Source organism: Streptomyces cacaoi, from assembly GCF_006539165.1.
Taxonomy (GTDB): Bacteria; Actinomycetota; Actinomycetes; order Streptomycetales; family Streptomycetaceae; genus Streptomyces; species Streptomyces cacaoi.
In genome coordinates this window covers 1-22,471 of sequence record NZ_BJMM01000013.1, presented here as the reverse complement: position 1 = coordinate 22,471, position 22,471 = coordinate 1, and the positions used below count along the sequence as shown (strand labels likewise).

General features: G+C 73.4%; 21 protein-coding genes and 1 pseudogene. 8 read left to right on the top strand and 14 right to left on the bottom strand.

All coding sequences use genetic code 11. The annotated features are described in order from the left end of the window. Positions 1–27: 27 nt before the first annotated feature. Positions 28–1,686 carry a sensor histidine kinase gene (locus SCA03_RS14855; RefSeq protein WP_141275439.1) on the bottom strand — a complete coding sequence of 553 codons (1,659 nt, stop codon included), beginning with the start codon at positions 1,684–1,686 and terminating at the stop codon, positions 28–30. Positions 1,687–2,082: 396 nt separating this feature from the next. Here SCA03_RS14855 and SCA03_RS14850 point away from each other — a divergent pair, with 396 nt between their 5' ends. Beyond that, positions 2,083–2,685 (top strand): hypothetical protein, encoded by a 603-nt coding sequence (locus tag SCA03_RS14850; protein WP_030876044.1) that lies wholly within the window; start codon positions 2,083–2,085, stop codon positions 2,683–2,685. A gap of 74 nt (positions 2,686–2,759) precedes the next feature. Continuing rightward, positions 2,760–3,671 (top strand): aminoglycoside 3-N-acetyltransferase, encoded by a 912-nt coding sequence (gene aac(3) / locus SCA03_RS14845; RefSeq protein WP_078872784.1) that lies wholly within the window; start codon positions 2,760–2,762, stop codon positions 3,669–3,671. 87 nt (positions 3,672–3,758) lie between these two features. Here aac(3) and SCA03_RS14840 read toward each other — a convergent pair whose 3' ends face one another. The 5 genes from SCA03_RS14840 to SCA03_RS14820 all read right to left on the bottom strand — a co-directional run bounded on the left by SCA03_RS14840 (position 3,759) and on the right by SCA03_RS14820 (position 7,554). Next, entirely contained in the window at positions 3,759–4,625 is an 867-nt protein-coding gene (locus SCA03_RS14840) for a hypothetical protein (protein WP_230988688.1), read from the bottom strand. Between the two features lie 18 nt (positions 4,626–4,643). Then, a complete protein-coding gene (locus tag SCA03_RS14835; RefSeq protein ID WP_230988687.1) occupies positions 4,644–5,300 on the bottom strand; it encodes an HAD family hydrolase in 657 nt (218 codons plus the stop codon). After that, the gene (locus tag SCA03_RS14830; protein ID WP_086816009.1) at positions 5,297–5,869 is read right to left on the bottom strand and encodes a cob(I)yrinic acid a,c-diamide adenosyltransferase; all 573 of its coding nucleotides are present in this window, start codon (positions 5,867–5,869) and stop codon (positions 5,297–5,299) included. The genes SCA03_RS14835 and SCA03_RS14830 overlap by 4 nt, the downstream gene beginning before the upstream one ends. Positions 5,870–5,932: 63 nt before the next feature. Continuing rightward, positions 5,933–6,688: an ABC transporter permease gene (locus SCA03_RS14825; protein ID WP_030876028.1), complete on the bottom strand. Its 756-nt coding sequence runs from the start codon at positions 6,686–6,688 to the stop codon at positions 5,933–5,935. Positions 6,689–6,765: 77 nt separating this feature from the next. Then, on the bottom strand, positions 6,766–7,554 hold the full coding sequence (locus tag SCA03_RS14820) for an ABC transporter ATP-binding protein (RefSeq protein WP_086816007.1): 789 nt from the start codon (positions 7,552–7,554) through the stop codon (positions 6,766–6,768). Positions 7,555–7,634: 80 nt separating this feature from the next. On the opposite strand from SCA03_RS14820, the gene SCA03_RS14815 reads away from it, so the two are divergent. The 4 genes and pseudogenes from SCA03_RS14815 to SCA03_RS14795 all read left to right on the top strand — a co-directional run bounded on the left by SCA03_RS14815 (position 7,635) and on the right by SCA03_RS14795 (position 12,663). Continuing rightward, positions 7,635–8,324 (top strand): TetR/AcrR family transcriptional regulator, encoded by a 690-nt coding sequence (locus SCA03_RS14815; RefSeq protein WP_086816005.1) that lies wholly within the window; start codon positions 7,635–7,637, stop codon positions 8,322–8,324. A 226-nt stretch (positions 8,325–8,550) separates the two neighbouring features. Then, positions 8,551–9,408 carry a 3-hydroxyacyl-CoA dehydrogenase family protein gene (locus tag SCA03_RS14810; RefSeq protein WP_086816003.1) on the top strand — a complete coding sequence of 286 codons (858 nt, stop codon included), beginning with the start codon at positions 8,551–8,553 and terminating at the stop codon, positions 9,406–9,408. A 186-nt stretch (positions 9,409–9,594) separates the two neighbouring features. Continuing rightward, positions 9,595–9,894, top strand: a pseudogene (locus tag SCA03_RS36175) (STAS domain-containing protein); the annotation flags it as partial. A gap of 303 nt (positions 9,895–10,197) precedes the next feature. Then, positions 10,198–12,663, top strand: a complete 2,466-nt coding sequence (locus SCA03_RS14795) for an ATP-binding protein (protein ID WP_051855768.1) — start codon at positions 10,198–10,200, stop codon at positions 12,661–12,663. A 182-nt stretch (positions 12,664–12,845) separates the two neighbouring features. On the opposite strand, the gene nucS is transcribed toward SCA03_RS14795, so the two are convergent. Continuing rightward, positions 12,846–13,508 carry an endonuclease NucS gene (nucS, locus tag SCA03_RS14790; RefSeq protein WP_030876009.1) on the bottom strand — a complete coding sequence of 221 codons (663 nt, stop codon included), beginning with the start codon at positions 13,506–13,508 and terminating at the stop codon, positions 12,846–12,848. A gap of 230 nt (positions 13,509–13,738) precedes the next feature. Here nucS and SCA03_RS14785 point away from each other — a divergent pair, with 230 nt between their 5' ends. After that, positions 13,739–14,131 carry an SCO5389 family protein gene (locus tag SCA03_RS14785; RefSeq protein WP_030876005.1) on the top strand — a complete coding sequence of 131 codons (393 nt, stop codon included), beginning with the start codon at positions 13,739–13,741 and terminating at the stop codon, positions 14,129–14,131. Positions 14,132–14,271: 140 nt separating this feature from the next. Here the strand turns inward: SCA03_RS14785 and SCA03_RS14780 are convergent, their stop codons facing one another. Next, positions 14,272–15,354 carry an LLM class flavin-dependent oxidoreductase gene (locus SCA03_RS14780; RefSeq protein ID WP_086815999.1) on the bottom strand — a complete coding sequence of 361 codons (1,083 nt, stop codon included), beginning with the start codon at positions 15,352–15,354 and terminating at the stop codon, positions 14,272–14,274. Positions 15,355–15,806: 452 nt separating this feature from the next. On the opposite strand from SCA03_RS14780, the gene SCA03_RS14775 reads away from it, so the two are divergent. Then, positions 15,807–16,160 (top strand): Rv1322 family protein, encoded by a 354-nt coding sequence (locus SCA03_RS14775; protein WP_030876001.1) that lies wholly within the window; start codon positions 15,807–15,809, stop codon positions 16,158–16,160. A gap of 49 nt (positions 16,161–16,209) precedes the next feature. Here SCA03_RS14775 and SCA03_RS14770 read toward each other — a convergent pair whose 3' ends face one another. The 6 genes from SCA03_RS14770 to SCA03_RS14745 form a co-directional block, all read right to left on the bottom strand. Continuing rightward, complete coding sequence (locus SCA03_RS14770; RefSeq protein WP_030875999.1) at positions 16,210–17,190, bottom strand: ABC-2 transporter permease; 981 nt, start codon at positions 17,188–17,190, stop codon at positions 16,210–16,212. Further along, positions 17,187–18,374: an ABC transporter ATP-binding protein gene (locus SCA03_RS14765; RefSeq protein WP_141275437.1), complete on the bottom strand. Its 1,188-nt coding sequence runs from the start codon at positions 18,372–18,374 to the stop codon at positions 17,187–17,189. Before SCA03_RS14765 ends, SCA03_RS14770 begins: the two co-directional genes overlap by 4 nt. Positions 18,375–18,484: 110 nt before the next feature. Then, the gene (locus tag SCA03_RS14760) at positions 18,485–19,273 is read right to left on the bottom strand and encodes an ABC transporter permease (protein WP_030885515.1); all 789 of its coding nucleotides are present in this window, start codon (positions 19,271–19,273) and stop codon (positions 18,485–18,487) included. Further along, positions 19,270–20,310 (bottom strand): ABC transporter ATP-binding protein, encoded by a 1,041-nt coding sequence (locus tag SCA03_RS14755; RefSeq protein ID WP_086816968.1) that lies wholly within the window; start codon positions 20,308–20,310, stop codon positions 19,270–19,272. Before SCA03_RS14755 ends, SCA03_RS14760 begins: the two co-directional genes overlap by 4 nt. A gap of 256 nt (positions 20,311–20,566) precedes the next feature. Next, the gene (locus SCA03_RS14750; RefSeq protein WP_030885521.1) at positions 20,567–21,520 is read right to left on the bottom strand and encodes a coiled-coil domain-containing protein; all 954 of its coding nucleotides are present in this window, start codon (positions 21,518–21,520) and stop codon (positions 20,567–20,569) included. Between the two features lie 124 nt (positions 21,521–21,644). Next, positions 21,645–22,471 (bottom strand): polarized growth protein Scy-related protein (locus tag SCA03_RS14745; RefSeq protein WP_503827392.1); only part of this gene is annotated, 827 nt, incomplete at its 5' end.

The following is a 22,471-nucleotide window of genomic DNA, read 5'->3' as shown; positions in this document are numbered from 1 at the left end:
TCGGGCTGCTCCCGCGGAGGGCTTTCCTCACCGGGGATGGTCACGGGTTCTGCTCCCTCGTCTCGATGGGCGGTGCGGGTCGACGGCGGGACGGGCGGCGCCCACCGGACCGGCCGCACCGCACTTGCCGTGCGTGCCGTTCACGTCCTCGTGGCGCGCGCCGTTCCTGCCGTGCGTGCCGCCCGGGCTTTCTGCGCCGCTCGGGCTTTCTGTGCTGCTCGGGCCGTCCGTGCCGGGGCCGGCGGGCGCTTCGTGGGCGCCGGGGGCGTCGTGCCTGCCCGAGGGCGGCTCGTGCGCGTCCGGCGTGTGCCCGTCCCCGGCCGGGACTGCCGTGCCGGAGCCGTCCGTGCCGGGGGCGTTTGTGCCGGGGGAGGGGTCGGGCCCGGGGGCGCGGGGCCTGTCCGTGCCGGGGCCGGACGGGCTCCGGGCGGCCGCCTCGGCGTTGTCCGGCAGCGGCAGTACGGCGTGCACCGCCCAGCAGCGGGCGCCGTCCGGCCCGTCGGCGGGGCCGGCGGCCAGCTCACCGCCGAGCAGCTCCACGCGTTCGCGCATGCCGATCAGACCCGCGCCCGCTCCGGGGGCACGGGGCGCCGCGGCGTCTCCCGTGCCGGGCGCCGGGCGGGGCAGCGGGCTGGTGATCCGGACCTCCAGGACGCGGCGCTCGCGGCACCGGTCGAGCAGGACGGTGACGGTGCCCGCGGCGGCGTGCTTGAGCGCGTTGGTGACGGCTTCCTGGACCACCCGGTAGGCCGCCAGCTGTACCGGCGCCGGCAGCGGTTCCGCGGGCGCACGGCGGTCCTCCAGGGCGAAGTGGTGACCGCCGCCCGCGGCCCGGGCACGCTCCAGGAGGGCGTCCAGCCCGTCCAGGGACGGAGCCGTCGCGGGCTCGTCGCGGCGTTCGGAATCCCGCAGCAGGCCGATCAGCCGGCGCATCTCGGCCAGGCCCTGGACGCTGTTCTCCCGGATGACGCCGAGCGCGTCCCGGGTCGGGTCGCCCGGTGGCGCGGGGCCGGGCAGGGAGAGCGCCGCCGTGGAGTGGATGGCGATCGCGGAGAGGTGGTTGGCCACCACGTCGTGCAGCTCGCGGGCCATCCGGGCGCGCTCCGCGTTGATCGCCTGCTTGCGGTCCATCTCGGCGAGCAGCGCGGTCTGTTCGGCCCGCAGCCGCTCGGCCGCCGCCGCCTCCCGGTGGTTGCGGATCATCATGCCGGAGGAGGTGGGGACGATCATGACGCCGGCGCAGGCGGCACTGATCAGCAGCAGCTCGGGTTTGCGGAAGGCCGCCAGCAGCGTCACCGAGAACACCGCCGTGAAGACGACGGAGCCGGACAGGCAGACCCGGGCGAGCCGCTGGGAGCCGTAGAGGACGGCCGCGTACAGGACGTCCGTGAACAGGATCAGGGTGCTCAGCAGCGAGCCGAGCAGTACGTCGGTGAGCTGGGCCACGAGGGCCAGCAGCAGCGCGTACGGCTGGAGGGTGCGCCGGCCGAGCACGGCGAGGCACATGGCGGCCTGCGGCAGCAGCACCAGCCAGCGCGGCCCGTGCAGCAGGACCGGATTGCTGCTCAGCCCGAACCACCACAGGACCAGCCCGCCCAGGGCACCGCCGAGTGCGATGAGCACGTCGTCGCGGTGCGGGCGGAGGGCACGGAGCCCGCCGGGTGGACGGGCCTGGACTGCGGTCATGGCTCCCATTCTCCTGGCGCGGGGGCGCACTGGCGGCGCCCTGTGGAAAACTTCGCGCCCCGGCTCCCGCGCCCCCGTCGGGACCGCGCCGGTGATCCCGCCCGGCTCCCACCCGGGCGCCGAGCCCTTGCCGGGACCCGAGCCGGAGTCCCGAGTGCCGGAGTCCCGAGTGCCGGAGTCCCGAGCCCTCGCCGGGGGCCGAGCCGCTCCGCCCACGCTACGGCTGCCGCCCCGGTGTGCTCGTCCTTCGCGGGGGCGAGGGGCCGCCCGGGCGGACTGCATCCTTCGTCGCACTCCGGGCCGCCGGGAATCGTCGCGGCCGACGACGTGGCGGCGCGGTGCCGGGGGCCAGGCTGGAGGCGGTTGTCCGCACAGCTGTTCCCGGAGGGATGTTCCATGGTCGTGACGCTGATCGTCCTGTGCGAGGTCGGCTTCTGGGTGCTGCTCGCGGCCGGTCTGGGACTGCGGTATCTGCTGCGGATGCCGCGCACCGGAGCGGCGGTGCTCCTGGCCGAGCCGATGCTGGAGCTGATCCTGCTCGTCGTCACCGCCGTCGACCTCAAGAACGGGGCCGAGCCGGACTGGAAGCACGGACTGGCGGCGGTCTACATCGGGTTCACGGCCACCCACGGGCACTACATGATCAAGTGGGCGGACGGGCACGCGGCGCACCGGCTGCGGGGTGCGCCCCGGCCGGCGAAGCCTCCGCGGTACGGCATGGCACGCGCCGCGCACGAGTGGCGGATGACGGCGCGGGCGGTCGGTGCGGGTGCCGTCGCGGCGGTGCTGCTCCAGCTGGCGATCTGGTACATCGGCGACGACGGGCAGGTCGCCTCGCTCCGTGAGTGGCAGATCAAGATGGGCGTCATGTCCGCCGTCTGCGTCGTGTGGGCGCTGAGCTACACGGTGTGGCCCAAGAAGCCGAAGCCCGGGACGGGCGGCGGCGAACCGGAGGACGACCGTCCGCGCGAGCGGGGCACCACCGGGACGTTCCGTTAGTTGTCACGTGTGCGGGCCCGGACGGGCCGCACGGCTCGTCAGCTGACGGAGGAAAACGGAGGGAAGGCGTCGCCGTGGACGAGGAAGAACTGCTGGCTCTCTCGGACGGCCCCGTCACCCGGGGACGTCTGGTGCGCGAACTGGGCGCCCTGGGCGTGCGGGAGGGCGACACGCTGATGTTCCACACGCAGCTGTCCGCGCTGGGTTACGTGCCCGGCGGCTCGCGCACCGTCGTGGACGCGCTGCGGGAGGCGGTGGGGGAGCGGGGCACCCTGCTGGTCTACAGCGGCTGGAACGACCAGCCCCCGTGGGAGCTGGCGCAGTGGCCGCAGCAGTGGCGGGAGGCGGTGCTCGCCGAACACCCCGCGTACGACCCGGCGTTGAGCGAGGGCAGCCACGACAACGGGCGGTTGCCGGAGGCGCTGCGGCTGACGCCCGGGGCGCTGCGCACCCGGCACCCGGACAGCTTCGCGGCACTCGGCGCCCGCGCGGCCGAACTGACCGCCTCGCAGCCCTGGGACGACCCGTACGGGACGGAGGGCGTGCTGGGCAGGCTCGTGGCCGCCGGCGGACGCGTCCTGCTGCTGGGCGCCCCACTGGACGCGCTCACCCTCCTCCACCACGCCGAGGCGCTCGCCCAGGCGCCGGGGAAGCGCTATCTGCACTACGACGTGCCCGTGCTGGACGAGAACGGGAAGCGCGTCTGGCGCGGCTACGAGGACGTGGACACCGAGGAGGGCGGGTTCGACTACACGCCCTTCGTCCCGGCGGAGGAGTGGCCGTTCACCGTGATCGCACGGGACGCGCTCGACCACGGGACCGGCCTGAGCGGGCGGGTGGGCGCGGCCCCGTGCCATCTGTTCGAGGCGGGGGAGCTGGTCGCGTTCGGCGTCGAGTGGATCGAGCGGCGCTTCGGACGCGCCCCGGCGCCGGTGCCCGCCTCCGACGACACGAGCGCCCGCACAGGCGCTCCCTGGCGGGCCTGAACCGCTGCAGGCGGGCCCGCCGACGGTGCGCGGGGCCGCCCGCCGGGCGGGCTCGGACGGCCCCGGGCGCGCCCGGCGGTCCGGAGCTCAGGCGCGCGGGTCGCGCTGCGGCGCGTCCTCGGTGTCCGGCTTCTTCAGCGCGGCGAGCGTCGCGCGGGTGTCGGAGAGCATCATGTCGTGCAGCTTCTTGCGGGAGGGCGGCTCGAAGTGCTCGTCCGGGCCGCCGCCCATCCACGAGAAGCGCATCTCGTAGGTCATCCACCCGGCGCGGACGGCGAGGATCATGCTGCCGACGGTGCGGCCCCGCTTCTCGATCACCTCGTACGCCTCGTCACCGAGCCCCTCGACGGGCTCGATGGTGTAGGTCGAGGTCTTGTCCTCCTGGTCCTCGTAGCTGCGCAGCTGTGAGGCGAACTCCCCGCTGGGGTCGGAGCGTTTGTGCCAGGTGACGGTGGTGGTGACGTAGACGGCGGGCGGGAAGTCCGAGTCGTTGTCGGGCTCGTGCAGGGTGCGGCTGCACAGGCTGGAGTCGAGGCCCTTCTGGCGCGTGGACCAGCCGTCCGGGTCCTCGGACTGGTCGAACTCCGCCATCTCGTACTTGTCGGTGAAGGAGGCGATCTTCGCCGTCTCGCACATGTCGTGGTGGAAGCGGTATCCGGCGAAGTGGGCTCTGCCGCCGTTCTTCGCCGACTCCTCGTCCTTCAGCGCGCCGGTGCCCATCAGCGTCGCCGCCCAGACCGCCGAGGCGAGCACGGCCCCGCCGAGGGCCCACAGCCACCGCGGACCTCCGCGCCCGCCCCCGGGCGCGGGCGGGCCGGGAGGCGTCGGCATCGCGGGCGGGCCGACGGGCTGCGCGTACGGGTTGGGCTGCCCGCCGGGCAGCGGCGGGGGCTGATAGGGGCCCGGCGTCTGGTACGGGTTCGGCTGCTGTGACTGGCCCCCGGGTGTTGTCATGGACGGGAAACTACCGGATCACTCTCCGTGGCCACCGGGCGCGTCCCCACGCAAGGGGACACCGGTGAACTCCTCGACAGCTGCGAGGGTTTCCGGCGTCGCGGTGTGGACGTGGCCGCGCATTCCCAGCCGCCGCGCGGTGGCCACGTTCTCCTCCCGGTCGTCGACGAAGAGGGCGTCCCGCGCGGCCACGCCGAGCGTTTCCAGGGCACATCTGTAGATGCCCGGGTCCGGCTTGGCGACGCCCACCTCGCAGGAGAGGACGGCGGCGTCGGCCCGGGACAGCAGCGTGGCCAGACCGGTCCGGGTGTGCGGCCACGCGTTGCTGACGAAGGCGGTCCGGACGACGGGGCGCACCGCACGGACCGCGTCGACGAGGGCGTCGTCGTAGACCGGGTGGCCGGTCAGATCGTCCCGCAGCGCCGCCGTCCGGGCCGCGTCCAGGCCGAGCCGGCGCGCGACCACGTCCCACCAGTCCGGCTCGCTCATCCGGCCGATGAGCACCTGGTCCTCGTCGCCGCCGTAGATCCCCTCGGCGACGTCCTGCGGTGTGAGGCCGAGGCGGCGCGACCAGACCTCGGCCGTCGTGGGCAGCGCGTCGGCCACCAGTACGCCGCCGAGGTCGATCAGCAGCGCACGCCCGCGGGTGTCACCGCGCCCGCCCGGGGTGCTCACCGTTCTCCGCCGGGCACCCACAACACGTCGCCGACGGGCTTGTTGGCCGTGCGGGCGAGGATGAACAGCAGATCCGAGAGGCGGTTGAGGTAGGTGGCGGTCAGCGGGTTCATCGTCTCGCCGTGCTCCTCCAGCGCCGCCCAGGTCGAACGCTCAGCCCGGCGCACGACGGTGCACGCCTGGTGCAGCAGCGCCGCTCCCGGGGTGCCGCCCGGCAGGATGAAGGAGCGCAGCTTCTCCAGCTCGGCGAGGAAGCGGTCGCAGTCCGCCTCCAGCTTGTCGATGTACGCCTGCTCCACGCGCAGCGGCGGGTACTTCGGGTCCTCGACGACCGGGGTGGACAGATCGGCCCCGACGTCGAACAGGTCGTTCTGGACGCGGACGAGGACGGTGCTCATCTCCTCGGAGAGCTCGCCCAGCGCCAGCGCCACCCCGATCGCCGCGTTCGCCTCGTTGGCGTCGGCGTAGGCGGCGATCCGCGTGTCCGTCTTGGCGGTGCGGCTCATGTCGCCGAGCGCGGTGGTGCCCTTGTCGCCGGTCCGGGTGTAGATGCGAGTGAGGTTGACCATGCGGCGAGCGTAGCCCGCAGCACCCGGGCGCGGGGCGTGCGCCGCCGCCCCGCGCCCGGTGGCTCAGGCCCCCGCTGTGCGGAAGACCCGGGTGCCCAGCGCCAGCGAGACGAGGGCGAGCCCGGTGGTGACGAGCGCGCCCAGCCCGACGGCGCCGGTCGCGTAGTGCCCGGCGAACACCTCGCGCACGGCGTCCACCAGGTACCGGAAGGGCACGAAGTGCGAGAGGACGTCCAGCCAGCCGGGGGCCAGCGCCATGGGCAGCAGGATCCCGGAGAGCAGCATCGCGGGCAGGTTGACGGTGTTGACGACGGGAGCGAACTCCTGCGGCGTGCTCACCCGCATCGCGAGCGCGTAGGAGAGCGAGGCGAGCGCGACGGCGAGGACGGCCACCAGCACGAACCCGAGCAGCACCCCGGCCAGCGGCGCACGCAGCCCGAGGGCGAGCCCGGCCAGCACGATGAGCGCCGACTGGAACAGCAGTTGCAGCACATCCCGCACGAGACGGCCCAGGAGCAGCGCCGTCCTGCTGGCGGGCGTGACGCGCATGCGCTCGATGACCCCGTGGTGTTTCTCCAGCATGATGCCGAAGCCGGCGAAGGCGGAGGAGAACAGCCCCAGCTGTACGAGGAGTCCGGGCACGAGCGTCTGCCAGGAGTCGCCGTCGCCGCCGAGCGGGAGATCGTGCAGCAGTGGCCCGAAGAAGACGAGGAACATCAGCGGCTGCACCATGCCGATGCCCAGGGAGAGGCGTGAGGAGAGCGTCTGCCGGATGTACCGCCCGGCGACGATGCGGGTGTCGGTGAGCAAGGGGAGCACGGCGTCCTTCCGTTCTTCCGGTCTACCGGTCTTCCGGTCTGTGTCGTACGGCAGGAGGGCGGGTGCGGGCGTACGGCTCAGACGGCGAGCGGGGCTGCCGGCTCCTCCTGCGGGACGGTCCGCCCGGTGATCGCGATGAACGCGTCCTGGAGGCTCGCCGCCGTGCTCCCGGCCCAGTGCTGCTTCAGCTGTGCGGAGGTTCCCTCGGCGGCGACGCGGCCGCGGTCGACGACGACCAGCCGGTCGGCGAGCGCGTCCGCCTCGTCCAGGTAGTGCGTCGTCAGGAAGACGGTGACGCCGTGCTCCTCGCGCAGCTGTCGCACCAGTTCCCACAGCGCCGCACGGCTGCCGGGGTCCAGGCCGGTGGTCGGCTCGTCCAGGAAGAGGACGGCGGGGGAGTGGGTGAGGGCCATGGCGATGTCCAGACGCCGGCGCTGCCCGCCCGAGAGCGCCCTGCACGGCCGCTCCATCAGCTCGGTCAACTCCAGCAGCTGTGCGAGCTGTTCGGCCCGCTCCTGGGCCGCGTCCCTGCCCAGCCGGTAGAGGCGGCCCTGGGTCAGCAGTTCCTCGCGGACGCGGACGGCCGGGTCGACGCCGCCGGACTGGGCGACGTAGCCGATCCGGCGGCGCACCCCGGCCGGATCGCGGGCCAGGTCGTGCCCGGCGACCGTCGCGGTGCCGGCGGTGGGCGGCAGCAGCGTCGTGAGCATGCGCAGGGTCGTGGTCTTGCCCGCGCCGTTGGGGCCGAGGAAGCCGAGGATCTCGCCCTCCTGCACGGTCAGATCGATCCCCCGGACGGCTTCGACGGTGCGGTGCTTCATGCGGAAGGTCCGGGCGAGCCCGGCGGTGTGGATGGCAGCTGGCATGGCAGCAGAAAAACAGAGGCTCTTAAAGTTTGCAACCTCTCCAAAAATTGAGGCTCCCCACAGCTGTGTACGATGGCGGCATGACCAGCACCGCGGACGAGCAGCAGGCGGCGCACGGGAGCGGCGGGAAACCCGAGGGCCGCAGGGAGCGGAAGAAGCGGGAGACGCGCAGACGGATCTCCGACATCGCGACCGGCCTGTTCCTCCAGCGCGGCTTCGACGCGGTGACGGTCGCGGAGATCGCCGAGGCGGCGGACGTCTCGGTCAACACCGTCTACAACTACTTCCCGGCCAAGGAGGACCTCTTCTTCGACCGCGAGGAGGAGATGATCGACCGCCCTTCCGTCGCCGTGCGCGAGCGCGAGCCGGGCCGGTCCGCCGCGGATGCGGTGCTCGGGCAGCTGCGCCAGGACATCTCCGAGCACAGCCTGTACGCCGGAATGCGGGAGGGATTCGACGAGTTCATGCGCTGCGTGCGCGAGGCGCCGCCGCTGATGTCCCGCCTCATGCTGATGCAGCACAAGACCGCGCAGCGGCTGTACGAGACCCTCGTCGAGGAGACGGGTGCCGCGTCCGACGACCCGGTGCCCGAACTCGTCGCCGCCGAACTGGTCAACATCTGCAACCTGGTCTCCCGCGGTGCCACCCGCGCCACAGCTGAGGGCGCGTCACACGAACAGGTAGCGCGCCAAGCCCTCGCCCGGCTGGACACGTTCGAGAAGCTCGCCACCGACGAACTCCTCAAGTACGCGACGAAGCCCGCGCGATGAGGCCGGCGGCCGGTTCCGCCGCCCCGTGTGATGTCCGCCATGTGAGACGTGATACGTGTCTCTTCCCTGCCCACGCTCCGGGCAGAACCGCTAATGTCCGCCCAACGGACGCCGATTCACGGGCGAGTGCACACGGCGCGCACCGGGACGGGGCGCAGCAGCGCCACTGTTCCGCTCCGGGCAGCGCACCGCCCGGCACGTGGGACGAAACGAGGGTGAACTCAGGGTGAAGAACGAGGCGAAGAAGCTCGCCGTCATCGGTGCCGGGCTGATGGGCTCGGGCATCGCACAGGTCTCCGCGCAGGCCGGCTGGGAGGTCACCGTACGGGACGTGACCGATCAGGCGCTCGCCCGCGGCACCGACGGGATCAAGGCGTCGCTGGAGAAGTTCGTCGCCAAGGGCAAGCTGGAAGCCGCCGAGGCCGAGGCGGCACTCGCCCGCATCACCCCCACCACCGATCTGGACGCGGCAGCCGATGCCGATGTCGTCGTCGAGGCCGTCTTCGAGAAGATCGAGGTCAAGCAGGAGATCTTCGCCGCGCTCGACAAGATCGCCAAGGACGGGGCCGTGCTGGCCTCCAACACCTCCGCGATCCCCATCACGAAGATCGCCGCCGCCACCTCGCGGCCCGAGCGGGTCGTCGGCACCCACTTCTTCTCGCCGGTGCCGATGATGGCGCTGTGCGAGCTGGTGCGCGGCCACAAGACCAGCGACGAAACCCTCGCGACCGCCCGGGAGTTCGCCGAGTCCGTCGGCAAGACCTGCGTCGTCGTCAACCGTGACGTGGCCGGCTTCGTCACCACCCGGCTCATCGCCGCGCTCGTCGTGGAGGCCGCCAAGCTCCAGGAGTCCGGCGTCGCCTCGGCCGAGGACATCGACACCGCCTGCCGGCTCGGCTTCGGGCACGCCATGGGCCCGCTCGCCACCGCGGACCTGACCGGCGTCGACATCCTGCTGCACGCCATGGACAACATCTGGACGGAGTCGAAGGACGGCAAGTTCGCGCCGCCCGAGTCGATGCGGCGCATGGTCGACGCCGGCGACCTCGGCCGCAAGAGCGGCCACGGCTTCTACGAGCACTGAGCCCGGCCGGTCACCGGGCACAGCTGTCCGCACACCCCCGCACACCCCGGCCCGGTGCTCGCTCGCGGGGGTGAAATCCGTATCGGTTCGGGCACGGACGGCAACGCCGCCGCCGTCCCCGCCGTCAGTTCAAGAGGGGAGAAGCACGTCAACACCACGGCAGCGCACACCACTCGGGGAGCACACATGCACATCACGGGCGACCACGCCGAGCTGGTCGTCGGAGGTTGTCTCGATGTCCGCAGCGCCGCGGACGCCAGATCCGCCCTGCACGCCGCCGTCGACGGAGGCGACGGCGATCTCGTGCTCGACCTCGCCGGACTCGCCGCGTGGGACGCCACCGGCCTCGGCGTCATCATGGGCGTGCACCGCCGCGCCGGCCGCTGCGGACGCAGGCTGGTGCTGCGGAGGGTGCCCCAGCAGATGCAGCGCCTGCTGGTCGCGACGCGGCTGCACCGCATCCTCGCCATCGACCACGGCGCCGGCCACCCGCCCCGGCCGGCCGCCGGCGCACCCCCGGCGGGCAGGCCCGCACCGCCGGACCCGGGCCGGGCAACCGGTGTGACGGGTGCGACAGCAGCACAGACCGCGGCGGAGCATGACAAGATGGACTCCGCCGTCCCGCCCGTCCCCGCAGAGCCGGCCAGGATCCTCACCAAGCCGTGACCCGGGGGCCCGGACCGCGCGCCGCGGCATCCGGGACAATGAGCGGGACACCTTCCTCGTCGGCCTCCGGGACACCGCGCCGGACGGGCACGCAGGGCGCCGCCACCGAATGGGGGGACGATCATGGACGCGCACGACAGCGCACCGCACCGGCAGGACGCCGGCGCACCGGAGCACACCGGCGGCGGACTCTCGCGGGCCGTCCAGCTCGTCGCCGACAGCTATCTGCTGACGGTCAACCCCGTCGACGGCAGCGAGATCGAGCCCTGCCCGCCCGGCCGGCAGCCCGGCGTCCCCGGCAAGCTCGACCCCGCCGGGCGGCCCCTTCCCCAGGCGGCGCCCGGCGCGGGCCGCGCCCCCGCGCCCGGCCCGCTCCTGGAGCGCGAGGAGGAACGCGAACGCCTCGTCCGTCTGCTCACCCGCGGCCGCTCCGTCCGGCTGACCGGGCCGCGCGGCAGCGGACGCACCCGCGTGCTGGACGCCGTCGCCCACGACGTCTCGACGCTCGCGCCCGACGGCGTCATCCGGCTCAGCGGCTACCGCCGCACCCCCACCGACCTTCTGCACGAACTGTTCGCCGCCGCCCACGTGCCCGGCGGACAGGACGCGCCCGCGCACCGGCCGGGCCCGGCCGAGCTGGGCGAGGCGCTCGCCCGGATCGGCGCCGTCGTCGTCCTCGACGACCTGGAGTTCGGCGGGGCCGCCCTGGAGGAGCTGCTGCGGGCCACGCCCGAGTGCGCCTTCCTGCTCGCCGCCACCCCCGAGGTCGCGGCCCCCGCGCCCGAGTCCCGCGTCGAGGAAGTGTTCCTGGCCGGGCTGAGCCGCACCGCCGGCCTGGAGCTGGTCGAACACGCCCTGCACCGCCCGCTGACCGACCGGGAGGCGGACTGGGCGGCCGACCTCTGGTTCGAGACCGAGGGCCTGCCCCAGCACTTCGTCCGGGCCGGGGCACTGCTGCGCAGCCGCCAAGCCGGCGCCGGGGAGGCGCTGCCCGCCGACGCCGCCGCGCTCGTACAGGCGCTCGCCGCGCTCCAGCCGGACGCCGGTGCGCAGACCCTGCGCCTCGCCCTCGCGCTCGACGGCGAACTCCCGCACCACCCGCACCTCCCCGCGCTCACGGGCGATCCGCACGCCGGGGAGAGCCCCACCGAGCTGCTCTCCGCCGGCCTCGTCTCACCCGTCGGCGACCATCTCGTGCTCGCCGCCGGCGTCGCCGGGCCGCTCACCGCCGCCGGATACGCCGAGGGCGGCGCCGCACACGCCACCGCCGTCGCCCAGCACTACACCTGGTGGGCCGGGCACCCCTCGGTCACCCCGGCACAGGTCGCCACCGAGGCCGACGCCGTGCTGGCCGCCGTCCGCGGGGCGCAGCAGGCCGGGAACGACAGCGCGGCCGTGCTGCTGGCCCGTACGGCGGCGCCGCTGCTCGCCGCCGCGCTGCGCTGGAGCGCCTGGGAGCGGATCCTGCGGCACGGCCAGGAGTCCGCGCGGCTGTCCGGCGAGGTCGCCGAGGAGGCGTACTTCCACCACGACCTGGGCGTCCTGGCGCTGACCACCGGCAATCCGGAGCGGGCCCGGGCGGAGCTGGAGGCCGCGCTCGGGCTGCGTACCACCCTCGGCGAGCAGCGCGGCGTCTTCGCGGCCCGCAGAGCCCTCGCTCTGATCACCGACCGGCTCGGCGGCCCCGCGGCCGCGCCGCCGCCCTCCCCGCTCTCCCAGGCGCAGAGCTTCGCCACGGAGGGGGCCGAGGAGTCGGCGCCGCCGCCCGTCGGCGCCACCGGTCCGACGGCCGTCGTCCCGGCCGTGCCGCCCGCCGACACCACCCGCGTCGTTCCCGTCGCGGACACCACCGGTGTCGTCCCGGCCGCGGGGTCCGCCGCGGGCACCGCAGCCGGCTCGGAGGGCGTGGCGAGCACCCGACAGACGCCGTCGGTCTCCCACTCCGGCGGCGGCCACAAGCACCGCTCGCGCGCGGTGTTCACCGGAAGCCGGCGCAACCTCGCGGCGGCCGGTGCGGGCGCGCTGCTGGCCGCCGTGCTCGGCACCGTCGTCACCATCGGCGCCACCTCCTCCGACGAGGACAAGCCCGACACCGTCCGCCCGCAGCACACCACCTCCCGCGAGGACGACGGGCCGGTCGCCGACGAGCGGCCCGGCGACGACGGCAACGCGCCCGCCGCCCCGCAGCGGCCCGCAGCCGGCACCCGTACCGCGCCGCCGCCGCCCTCCTCGTCCCCGGACGGCGACGAGGACTCCGAGGAGCCCTCGCAGCAGCCCAGTTCCCCGGACGGCGACTCGTCCTCGCCGCAGGATCCGCCGTCCTCGCCGCACGACCCGTCCACCTCGCCGGAGGACCCGCCGTCCACCCCGGACGACCCGCCCTCGACGCCCGAGGACCCGCCCTCGTCCGAGGACCCGTCGACACCGCCCGGCGAGGACCCGAGCGAGGACCCCCCGGCCTCGTCCGGCCCGTCCGGCTCCTCGGGCACGCCCAGGACCGGTGGCGGCGGCCGGCAGGACGCCACGGCGGGCGGGAGCGCACCGTCCAGCAGCGGGCAGGCGCCGTCCTCCGCCGGAACGACCGAGTAGCACCGAGCAGCACCGAGTAGCACCGAGTAGCAGGGCCTGCCCGTCACCGCCGGGCGGCTGCCGGGCACGCCGGGGCTGGGCCTTCGGGCGTATCCGTACGGGAACGGCGGCCGGGCCGCGGCCGTCGTCGGTCGGACGGCCGCGGCGTCCCGGGCTGCCGGGGCCCGGCAGGGTGCGGCCGGTCAGAACAGCCGCAGTTTGTCGTCCTCGATGCCGCGCAGGGCGTCGTAGTCCAGTGTGTGGCACGCGATGCCGCGGTCCGAAGCCAGCACCCGGGCCTGCGGCTTGATCTCCTGGGCCGCGAACACGCCCTTGACGGGGGCGAGATGGGGGTCGCGGTTGAGCAGCTCCAGATAGCGGGTCAGCTGCTCGACGCCGTCGATCTCCCCGCGTCGTTTGATCTCCACGGCGACGGTGGCGCCGTCGGCGTCCCGGCCGAGGATGTCCACCGGGCCGATGGCGGTGGGGTATTCACGCCGGATCAGTGTCCAGCCCTCGCCCAGGGTCTCCATTCGGTCAGCGAGCAGCTCCTGGAGATGTGCCTCGACGCCGTCCTTGATCAGACCGGGGTCGACGCCCAGCTCGTGCGAGGAGTCGTGCAGGACCTCTTCCATCGTGATGATGAGTTTCTCGCCCGCCTTGTTCTCCACCGTCCAGCGCTGATCGTCGCCCTCCTTGAGAGTGCACGGCGGAGACATCCAGTTGAGGGGCTTGTAGGCGCGGTCGTCCGCGTGGACGGAGACCGAGCCGTCGGCCTTCACCAGGATGAGCCGGGGCGCAGAGGGCAGATGTGCGGTGAGCCTGCCGGCGTAGTCGACGGAGCAGCGGGCGATGACGAGACGCATGGTCGGCCACGCTACTGGACACCCCGTGCCCCGCGCGATTCGCCCCTGGATGGCCTCGTTCGTCGATGGCGCGAGTATTCCCATTTCCGTGTGGTGCGGGTCTGTTGACCCTTACCGTAAGAGCGGGGGGCGTCGCCGTACGGGGTCACGTGACTACACGGAGCCCCGATCGACCTGTCCCCGGTATCCGACAGCCCCGGCCCCGGGCCGGGTCCGTGAGAGGAGAACCCATGTCGCTCGACGTCCCACCCGCACTGCTGGAACAGGCCGAGCGCGGCGAGGTGGATGAGGCGGCGTTCGTCGACTGCGTCCGGACTTCTCTCCCGTACGCGTGGGAGATGGTCAGCACGCTCGTCGCGCAGCTGAAGGTGGAGGGCGGGGAGTTCGCGGACAACCAGACACCGCCGCCGGACGAGCAGCACCGCGGACAGCTGCTGCGCGCACTGGCGAGTGACGCGATACGTGGCGCCCTGGAGCGGCACTTCGGGGTACGGCTCGCCTTCCAGAACTGCCACCGTGTGGCCGTCTTCCCGCTCGACGGCTCCGCGGACGAACGGCTGGCGCGCTTCACCTCGATCCGGGGCCAGCTGCTCAACCAGTCGCCGGAGCTGCGGGACTGCTGAGTCCGCTCAGCGACCGCCGTTCCGCCATCCCGCACGGCCATGCGTCGTTGCCGCGAGCGCGCGCTGCGACGGCGCATGGCGGGCGCGGACGGGCCCGCCACGCACCGCCGTCGCCGCACGCACCGTCCCCGCCCGCCGGATCAGCTCAGCAGCGGGAGCACTTCCTCGCCGAGCCGGCGGATGTTGTGCCGGGTACCGGCCAACTCGCCGGTCCCCTCCACCAGAAGCGCGAACCTGCCGACGCCGGTGCGCTCCGCCGTCGCCGCCAGCCGGTCGGCGCACAGCCGGGGAGCGCCGACGGGATGCAGCCGGCACAGCAACTCCGTGTATCCGACCGGGTCCCGCATGGGCCGGCGCCGTCCGTCGACGGTCACGTGCGCGCCCAGGCCCTGCCGGAGCCAGCCCGGCATCGACCGCACCAGCGCGGCGCTCGCCTCCTGCCGCGAGTCGCCCACCTGCGCGACCCCGGCCGACACATGGCGTGCCGCGCCCGCCTCCACCCGGGCGCCGTCGTGCCCGGCGGCCCTCGCCTCCCGCCGCCACAGCGCCGTCATCTCCGCCTTGTCCTCGTCGCCGCAGTGCATGCCCAGCAGCATCGGCAGACAGCGGGCCGCCGCCATCCGCACGCTCGCCGGCGAGGTGCAGGCCACCACGACGTCCGGGCCGCTCCCCGCCGCCGCGTCCCCGCCGGGGGCGGTGCCCGGACGGGGAGCGGCGAGGGCGTCGTCGGGCGGGCGCGGCCGGGGGACGACGGGCACCTCGCGGAAGCGGTACCGCTCGCCGTCGGCGCCGACGCGGGGTTCGCGCAGCCAGCGCAGCAGCAGATCGAGCGCCTCCGGGAAGCCCTCCTCGTACGCGCCGAGGCCGCCGCCGAAGACCTCCAGGTCCACCCAGGGCCCGCCCCGTCCGACGCCCAGGGTGAAACGGCCGCCCGTCAGCAGGTGGAGGAGCGCGGTCTGCTCGCCCAGAGCGACCGGGTGTGCGTTGGGCAGCACGCTGACGGCCGTGCCGACCCCGATCCGCCGTGTGCGCCCCAGCAGCAGCGCGGCGAGCGTCACCGCCGAGGGGCACACGCCGTACGGGACGAAGTGGTGTTCGGCCAGCCATACGGCGTCCAGGCCGCTCTCCTCGGCGGCCTGCGCCGAGTGGACCGTGCGCTCCAGCGCTTCCGTGTGCTCCTGGCCCGGGAACTGGGCGCCCAGGACAAAAGCTCCAACTCGCATACCCCACCGTCCTCTTGACGCCCCCGAGGTCGTCCGGCGCACCGGCCCCTGCCCCGGGGGCCGCGCCGAGGGTCCCGTGCCGGGTCCGGTGCGTGCCCGGCCCCGCCCGTGCGGCCCGTGCCGGGTGTCCGCGCGGCCGCCCGTCCGGCGCCCTGCGCGGGCGACGGACGAGCGCCCGTCCGCGGGGGCCGGGCGCCCTCGACAAGCATTAACGCCTGACACGTGCCAAAGGCACGGCCCGCCCCTTGTTCGTCGTATGAACGCCAATGACCCGCGCCCTGTGGACGAGCGGCGGCCGCCCCACCCGGGCCCCCGTAGGGTTGAGTGGAACGCGGACGGGCCTCGCCCGCCCGTCTCCCGTACCGTCCCTGCCGGCGTGCGGGCGTCCGCGTCCACGCACACGCCCACGGTCCGCCGTGCCGAAACCGCCCCGTCCGAAGCCGAGGTGCCCAGTGTCCCCCCGTCGTAACAAGCCCCGCAGCGCCGCCGCCACGTCAGCCAAGGCCGCCCGGTACGCCTCGGCGAACCGGCGTGGGCACGACGAGGGCAGGGAGCGGTACGGGCTGGAGCGCACCGAGATGTGGCGCGGCGAGGAGTGGGCGGTCCGGCAGATAAGCGGGGGAGCGGCGGTCAAGCACTACCGGTGCCCGGGGTGCGACCAGGAGATCCCGCCCGGTGTCCCGCACGTCGTCGCCTGGCCCCTGGAGGGCGATGTGGCGGACCGGCGGCACTGGCACCGGGCGTGCTGGAACGCCCGCGACCGCCGCACCGCCCGGTTGCAGCGCCCCCGGAACCCCCGCTACTGACGCCCGTCGCACCGGGCGGCTCGGCCGTGGGGTCCCGAGGGCGGCCGCCTCAGACGTCCCGCTTGTTCAGCAGGGTGTAGGCCAGTACGAGGAAGACGAGCGTCACACAGGCCAGGCCGCCCAACAGGGGCCAGCCGGTGGCGTCCTGGTCCTCGGCCATCGGGATCCGGTAGAGGGAGGCGAGGCCGTTGAGCGGGGAGAACTCGATGAGCTTCTCGCGGACGGTGGCGAGCGCCTCACCGGCCATGAACAGCGCCATCACCAGCGGCAGCAGGACGACACCGAGCATCAGCGTGATCGCCCCGGCCGAGTGCCGCAGCAGGGCGCCGATGGCCAGGGACAGCAGCCCGAGGAGCGCCACGTAGAGCCCGGCGCCGACGGTCGCGCCGAACCACTCGCCGCCGCTGGCGACGAGCGTGCCGTCCTCCCAGGTGCCGGGCATGCCGCTGGCGCCCGCCGGCGCTTCCTGGCCGCTCAGCATGGTCGAGTGGACGAGGGCGGTGAGCGAGCAGGCGAGCGTCGTCATGACGAAGGCCAGCACGAAGAACACCACGGCCTTGGCGAGGAGCACCCGCCCGCGCCGGGGGCAGGCGGTGAGCGTGGTGCGGATCATCCCGGTGCCGTACTCGGAGGTGATCACGAGCACGCCGAGGGTGATCACACAGATCTGGCCGAGCATCAGCCCGAACAGGCCGCCCGAGAGCAGCGGCATACCGGTGTAGGAGTCGCCGCTCAGCCCGACAGCGGTCAGCAGACCGATGCCGACGACGAGCGCGAACATCACGCCGAGCGTCCACATCGTGGAGCGGACGGAGCGGATCTTGGTCCACTCCGAGACCAGCGCGTGGCCGAGGTGGGTGCGGGCCATCGGGATCGGCGAGGTGTAGCCGCCCGCGGCCGGGGCCTGGTGGCCGGCGTTCTGCTGCCCGGGCCAGCCGCCCTGCGGGCCGTGCGGGGCCGGAGCGGCGGGCGGGGCGGGCGGGGCCTGGTGGCCGGGCAGGGGGCCTTCGTACTGCTGCTGGGTGCTCATCGGGCGTCCTCGCCTTCGTGCCGGGCGTGCGGGGATGCGGGCTGGGAAGCCGGGGGAGTCGGGGGCGGCGGGCCCTGCGGGGCGGGGCCGAACCCCTGGTGCTGCGCGTCCTGCGGCGGCGCCCAGCCACCGGGGGCGCCCGGCGCGGCCTGGCCCGGTGCGGGCGGGGCCGGCATCTGGCCCGGGGCCGGCATCTGGGCCGGGGCGCCGGGCGGCATCTGGGCGGGCACCGGCGCGGGCTGCTGCTGGAGGCCGGCACGTGCGTCGACGGTGGAGCGGTAGTCGACGGAGCCCTGGGTGAGCCGCATGTACGCCTCTTCAAGGGACGCCTGGTGCGGGGACAGCTCCCACAGCCGGAGCCCGGCGTGGTGCGCCAGATCGCTGATCTGCGGCAGCGCCAGCCCGGTGACGCGCAGCGCGCCGTCCTCCTCAGGCTGCGCCTGCCCGCCCGCCTCGTGCACGGCGGTGGCGAGCTTCTCGCGCTGCTCCGGCTCGGTGTCCGGGGTGCGGACCCGGGCGAAGCCGACGGAGTTGCGGGCGATGAACTCGCTGACGGACATGTCGGCCATGAGCTGACCGCGGCCGATGACTATCAAGTGCTCGGCGGTCTGCGCCATTTCGCTCATCAGATGGCTGGAGACGAAGACGGTACGGCCCTCCGAGGCCAGCCGCTTCATCAGATTGCGGACCCACAGGATGCCCTCGGGGTCGAGGCCGTTGACCGGCTCGTCGAACAGCAGCACCTGCGGATCGCCCAGCAGCGCGGCCGCGATACCCAGCCGCTGGCCCATACCGAGAGAGAAACCGCCAGAGCGCTTTTTGGCCACATCCTGGAGGCCGACGACGCCGAGGACCTCGTCGACCCGGCGGGCCGGGATCCCCGACAACTGGGCCAGGGACAGCAGATGGTTGCGTGCGGTGCGTCCCCCGTGCACAGCCTTCGCGTCGAGCAGCGCCCCCACCTGACGGGGCGCGTTCGGCAGTCCACGGAACCGGTGCCCGCCGATGGTGACCTGGCCGGACGTCGGGGTGTCGAGCCCCAGGATCATCCGCATCGTGGTGGATTTCCCGGAGCCGTTGGGCCCCAGAAACCCGGTCACGGTACCCGGTCGTACCTGGAAGGACAGGTTGTAGACGGCCGTCTTGGCGCCGTAGCGCTTCGTCAGGCCGTACGCCTCGATCATCCTTTGCCCCTGGACGCAGTTCGGGGCTGACTCGCCCCCGTACACGGCCTAGGAGGCTACAAGGGGCCGAATCGGTTCCATCAGTCGCGTCCCACGAGGTCCACGGCGGGTCACGCGTCCCGCTTCTTGAGGACGAGGAACCCGGCCAGGAGCGCCGCCGCGGTCCAGCCGACCAGGATCAACAGCCCCTCCCACGGCCCGTACGGGCGGTCGAGGGTGTCGGGAACGACGGACATCACGACCGTTCCCGCCTGATCGGGGAGATACTGCGCGATCTTCTTCGTCGCGTCGACCGTGCCCAGGATGCTGGAGATCAGGAAGAACCACGGCATGAGGATCGCGAACGCGAGCAGCGGGCTGCGCAGGATGAAGGTGACGCCGACGGCGAACAGCGCGATCAGCGCCATGTACAGCCCGCCGCCGACCACCGCGCGCAGCACGCCCGGATCCGTGATCCCCGCCCCCTGGTCGCCGAGCAGCGCCTGTCCGAGGAAGAAGGTCGCAAAGCTCGTGATCATGCCGACCACCAGCACCAGCGGCCCGGTGACCAGCATCTTGCACAGCAGGAAGGTGCCGCGCTGCGGTACGGCGGCGAGCGAGTTGCGGATCATGCCGGTGCTGTACTCGGCCGAGACGACGAGCACGCCGAAGGCGATCATCGCCAACTGGCCCAGACCCATGCCGGAGAAGCTGAGGTACGTGGGGTCGAAGGTGGCCCGCTGCGTGGTCGACATGTCGTCGTAGCTGGAGCTGGTCACCGCGCAGATCGCGGCGCCCATGCCGACCGTGACGACGAGCGCGGCCGCCAGCGTCCACACGGTGGAGCGGACGGAACGGACCTTCGTCCACTCGGACTTCACGACCCGGGCGGTGTGCGTCGGCATCGTCGTGAGCGTCATCGGCCCTGCCCCTTCCGCCAGTTCTCGCCCCACGCGGGCGCCGGCGCCCCGGCCGCCCCGGGCTCGCCGGACGCCGCCTCTCCGGGCTCGCCGGACGCCGCCTCTCCGGGCCCGCCGGCGGAGCCCTCCGGGAGGTCGTGCGCGTGGTACTCGACGCTGCCGGCCGTCAGCCGCATGAACGCCTCCTCCAGCGAGGCACGCTGTTCGCTCAGCTCGTGCAGCACCAGCCGCCGCTCCGCGGCGAGCTCGCCGAGCGTCGCGGCCCGGGCCCCCTCGACCTCCAGGGAGCCGTCCTCCGCGGTGACCGGCCGGTGTCCGGCCTCCAGCAGCACGTCCCGCGCGCGTTCCGGCTCCGGTGTGCGCAGCCTGACGTAGGTCCGCGAGTTCTCGGCGATGAACTGGTTCATCGAGGTGTCGGCGAGCAGCCGGCCCTGTCCGATGACGATCAAATGCTGTGCCGTCTGGGCCATTTCGCTCATCAGATGGCTGGAGACGAAGACGGTGCGGCCCTCCCGCGCCAGATGCTGCATGAGCGTACGGATCCAGTGGATGCCCTCGGGGTCGAGGCCGTTGACCGGCTCGTCGAACATCAGGATGCGTGGATCGCCCAGCAGCGCGCCCGCGATGCCCAGGCGCTGGCCCATGCCGAGGGAGAAGCCCTTGGGCCGCTTACGGGCCACGTCCTGGAGGCCGACCATCTCCAGCACCTCGCCGACCCGGCGCTCGGGGATGCCGTTGGACTGTGCCATGCACAGCAGATGGTTGTAGGCGGTACGGCCGCCGTGCACGCCCTTGGCCTCCAGCAGGGCGCCGATGCTGTGCAGCGGTTCGCGCATCCGGTCGTAGTGCTCGCCGTCGATACGGACATCGCCGTGCGTGGGGGAGTCCAGGCCGATCATCAGCCGCATCGTCGTGGACTTGCCGGCGCCGTTCGGCCCGAGGAAGCCGGTGACGACTCCGGGGCGCACGCTGAAGGTCAGACCGTCCACGGCGGTCTTCTCGCCGTACCGTTTGGTCAGCTCCCGCAGCTCGATCATGCATTCGACGCTACGAGCGTCCGCAGGCCCCCGCCACTCGGCCGGAACGACACCCGGACACTCTCGGTGTCCGGTTCGGAACAGTGCGTCGAATCTCGCCTGTCCGGTCCGCGCCGGAGACCGCCCGACGAAGCCCCACGCCGCGGCCCCGGAAACGGCCGCGGCGCGGCCCGTACGACGAAGCGGCGCGTGAGCCCGGACACCGTCGCTCCGGACTCACGCGCCGCCTCCGGCGCCCCGCGGGGGCGCCGCCGTCTCAGCGGGACTGCTGGGCGGGCACGCCGCGGCTGACCGAGGACTCCTCCTCGGCGGCGCCCTCCTCGGGCTGCCCGGCCGCCGCCACGGCCGCGCCGGTCAGCGTCGCGAGCATCTCGCGGACGTTCGTCAGCTGCGCGTTGATGCTGTCGCGGCGGTTGGTGAGCGCCGCCAGCTCGCGCTCGGACTCGCTGCGCACCCGGTCCGCCTTCGCGTTGGCGTCGGCGACGATGTCCTCCGCCTGGCGCTGGGCCGTCTCCACCGTCTGCCGGGCGCGGCGCTCGGCGTCCGTCCGCAGCTTCTCGGCCTCCAGCCGCAGCTGCTCGGCGCGGTGCTCGATCTCCGCGAGCCGCTTCTCCGCCTTGGCCTGACGGGACGCCAGGTCACGCTCCGACTGCTCACGGCGCTTGGCGAGGTTCGTCTCGAAGTCCGCCGCGGCCTGGGCGGCCTTGGCGCGGGTGTCCTCGAAGAGGGAGTCGGCCTCCTCGCGCTTGGACTGCGCGTCCTTCTCGGCCTCCTTGCGCAGGGACGTGGCCTCGCCCTGGGCCTTCTCGACGATCCGGCTCGCCTCGTCCTCGGCCTTGGCCTTGCGGTCGGACGCGAACGCCTCGGCGTCGTTGCGGACCTGCTGCGCCGCGCCCTCGGCGAGCTCACGGTGCTGCTCGGCGGCCTTGCGAGCCTCCTCGCGCAGATCCTTGGCCTCTTCCTCGGCGAGCCGGAGGATCTTCTCGACGCGGGCGCCCAGCCCCGCGTACGAGGGCTCGGAGTCGTTGACCTGAGCCTGCGCGTTCTGCGTTTCGAGGTGCAGCTCCTCGATGCGCTTTTCCAGGGACGTGATGCGGGCGAGGGCGCTGTCTCGGTCGGCGACGAGTTTGGTGATGCGGTCGTCCACCTGACCGCGGTCGTAGCCACGCCGCACGAGCTCGAAGCCGAAGGGGGAGGAAGTGTCGCTCATGGGGTTCCTGTCGAGTCAGACGGGTTATCAGACGGGGAGTGATAGAGGGAATCCTAGGGCCCGCGACGGCGTGTCATCGAGCTAATGCCCGTTTGATCTGGAGAATGTGCCCTCGTTCGAGTGGCTAACCCTGAGTTCCCTTGCCACTCGATCGAGTTGTACCAGCGCCAACACCCGCTGTCACGCCTCCCTGTGCGCCGGGGCTCGCGCCCCCCTTCTTACCGCCCTTGCCGTTCTTGCTGTTCTTGCTGCTCTTGGCGTCGGAGCCGGACCCGCCCCGCGAAGAACCGCTCTGCGCCGGGACGTTGGACGCCTGCTGCTCGGGCGGCGCGGGCGACTCGAAGGACTCCAGCGCCTCCAGGACGTCCTGGACGCGGGAGATCTCGGCGTTGATGTCCTCCTGCCGACGTACGAGAATGTCCAGTTCGCGTTGGCCCGACTCGACGGTGTGCCGGGCCTCTTCCTCGGCCTCCTGGCGCATCCGCTCGGCCTCGCGCAGGATTTCGGCCTTCTTCTGCTCGGCCTCCTTCAGCAGGCCCTCGGCCTTCTTCACGGCGGCGATCCGTACCTTGCCGGCCTCGGAGTCGGCGTCGTTGCGGATCTGTTCGGCCTTCTCCTTGGCCTCCGCGAGCTGTTCCTCCGCGGCCTTGACGAGCTTGTCGCAGCGCTCCCCGGCGGACTGCATGGCCTCGGCCGCCTCCCGGCGCGCCCGCTCGTGCAGCTCCTCGACCTCCGACTCGATCCGGGTGCGCAGTTCGTCGGCCCGGGTGCGGATGGCGCCCGCGTCGGTGCGGGCCTCCTCCAGGAGGGTGTCCGCGTCCGAACGGGCCTGCTCCACCAGCCCCCGGCCCTCCGACCGGCCCTCCTCCACGAGGCGTTCGGACTCCGTGCGGGCCGCGGCGACCATCGCGTCCGCCTGCTCCTCGGCAGCCGTCTGGGTGCGCAGCGCCT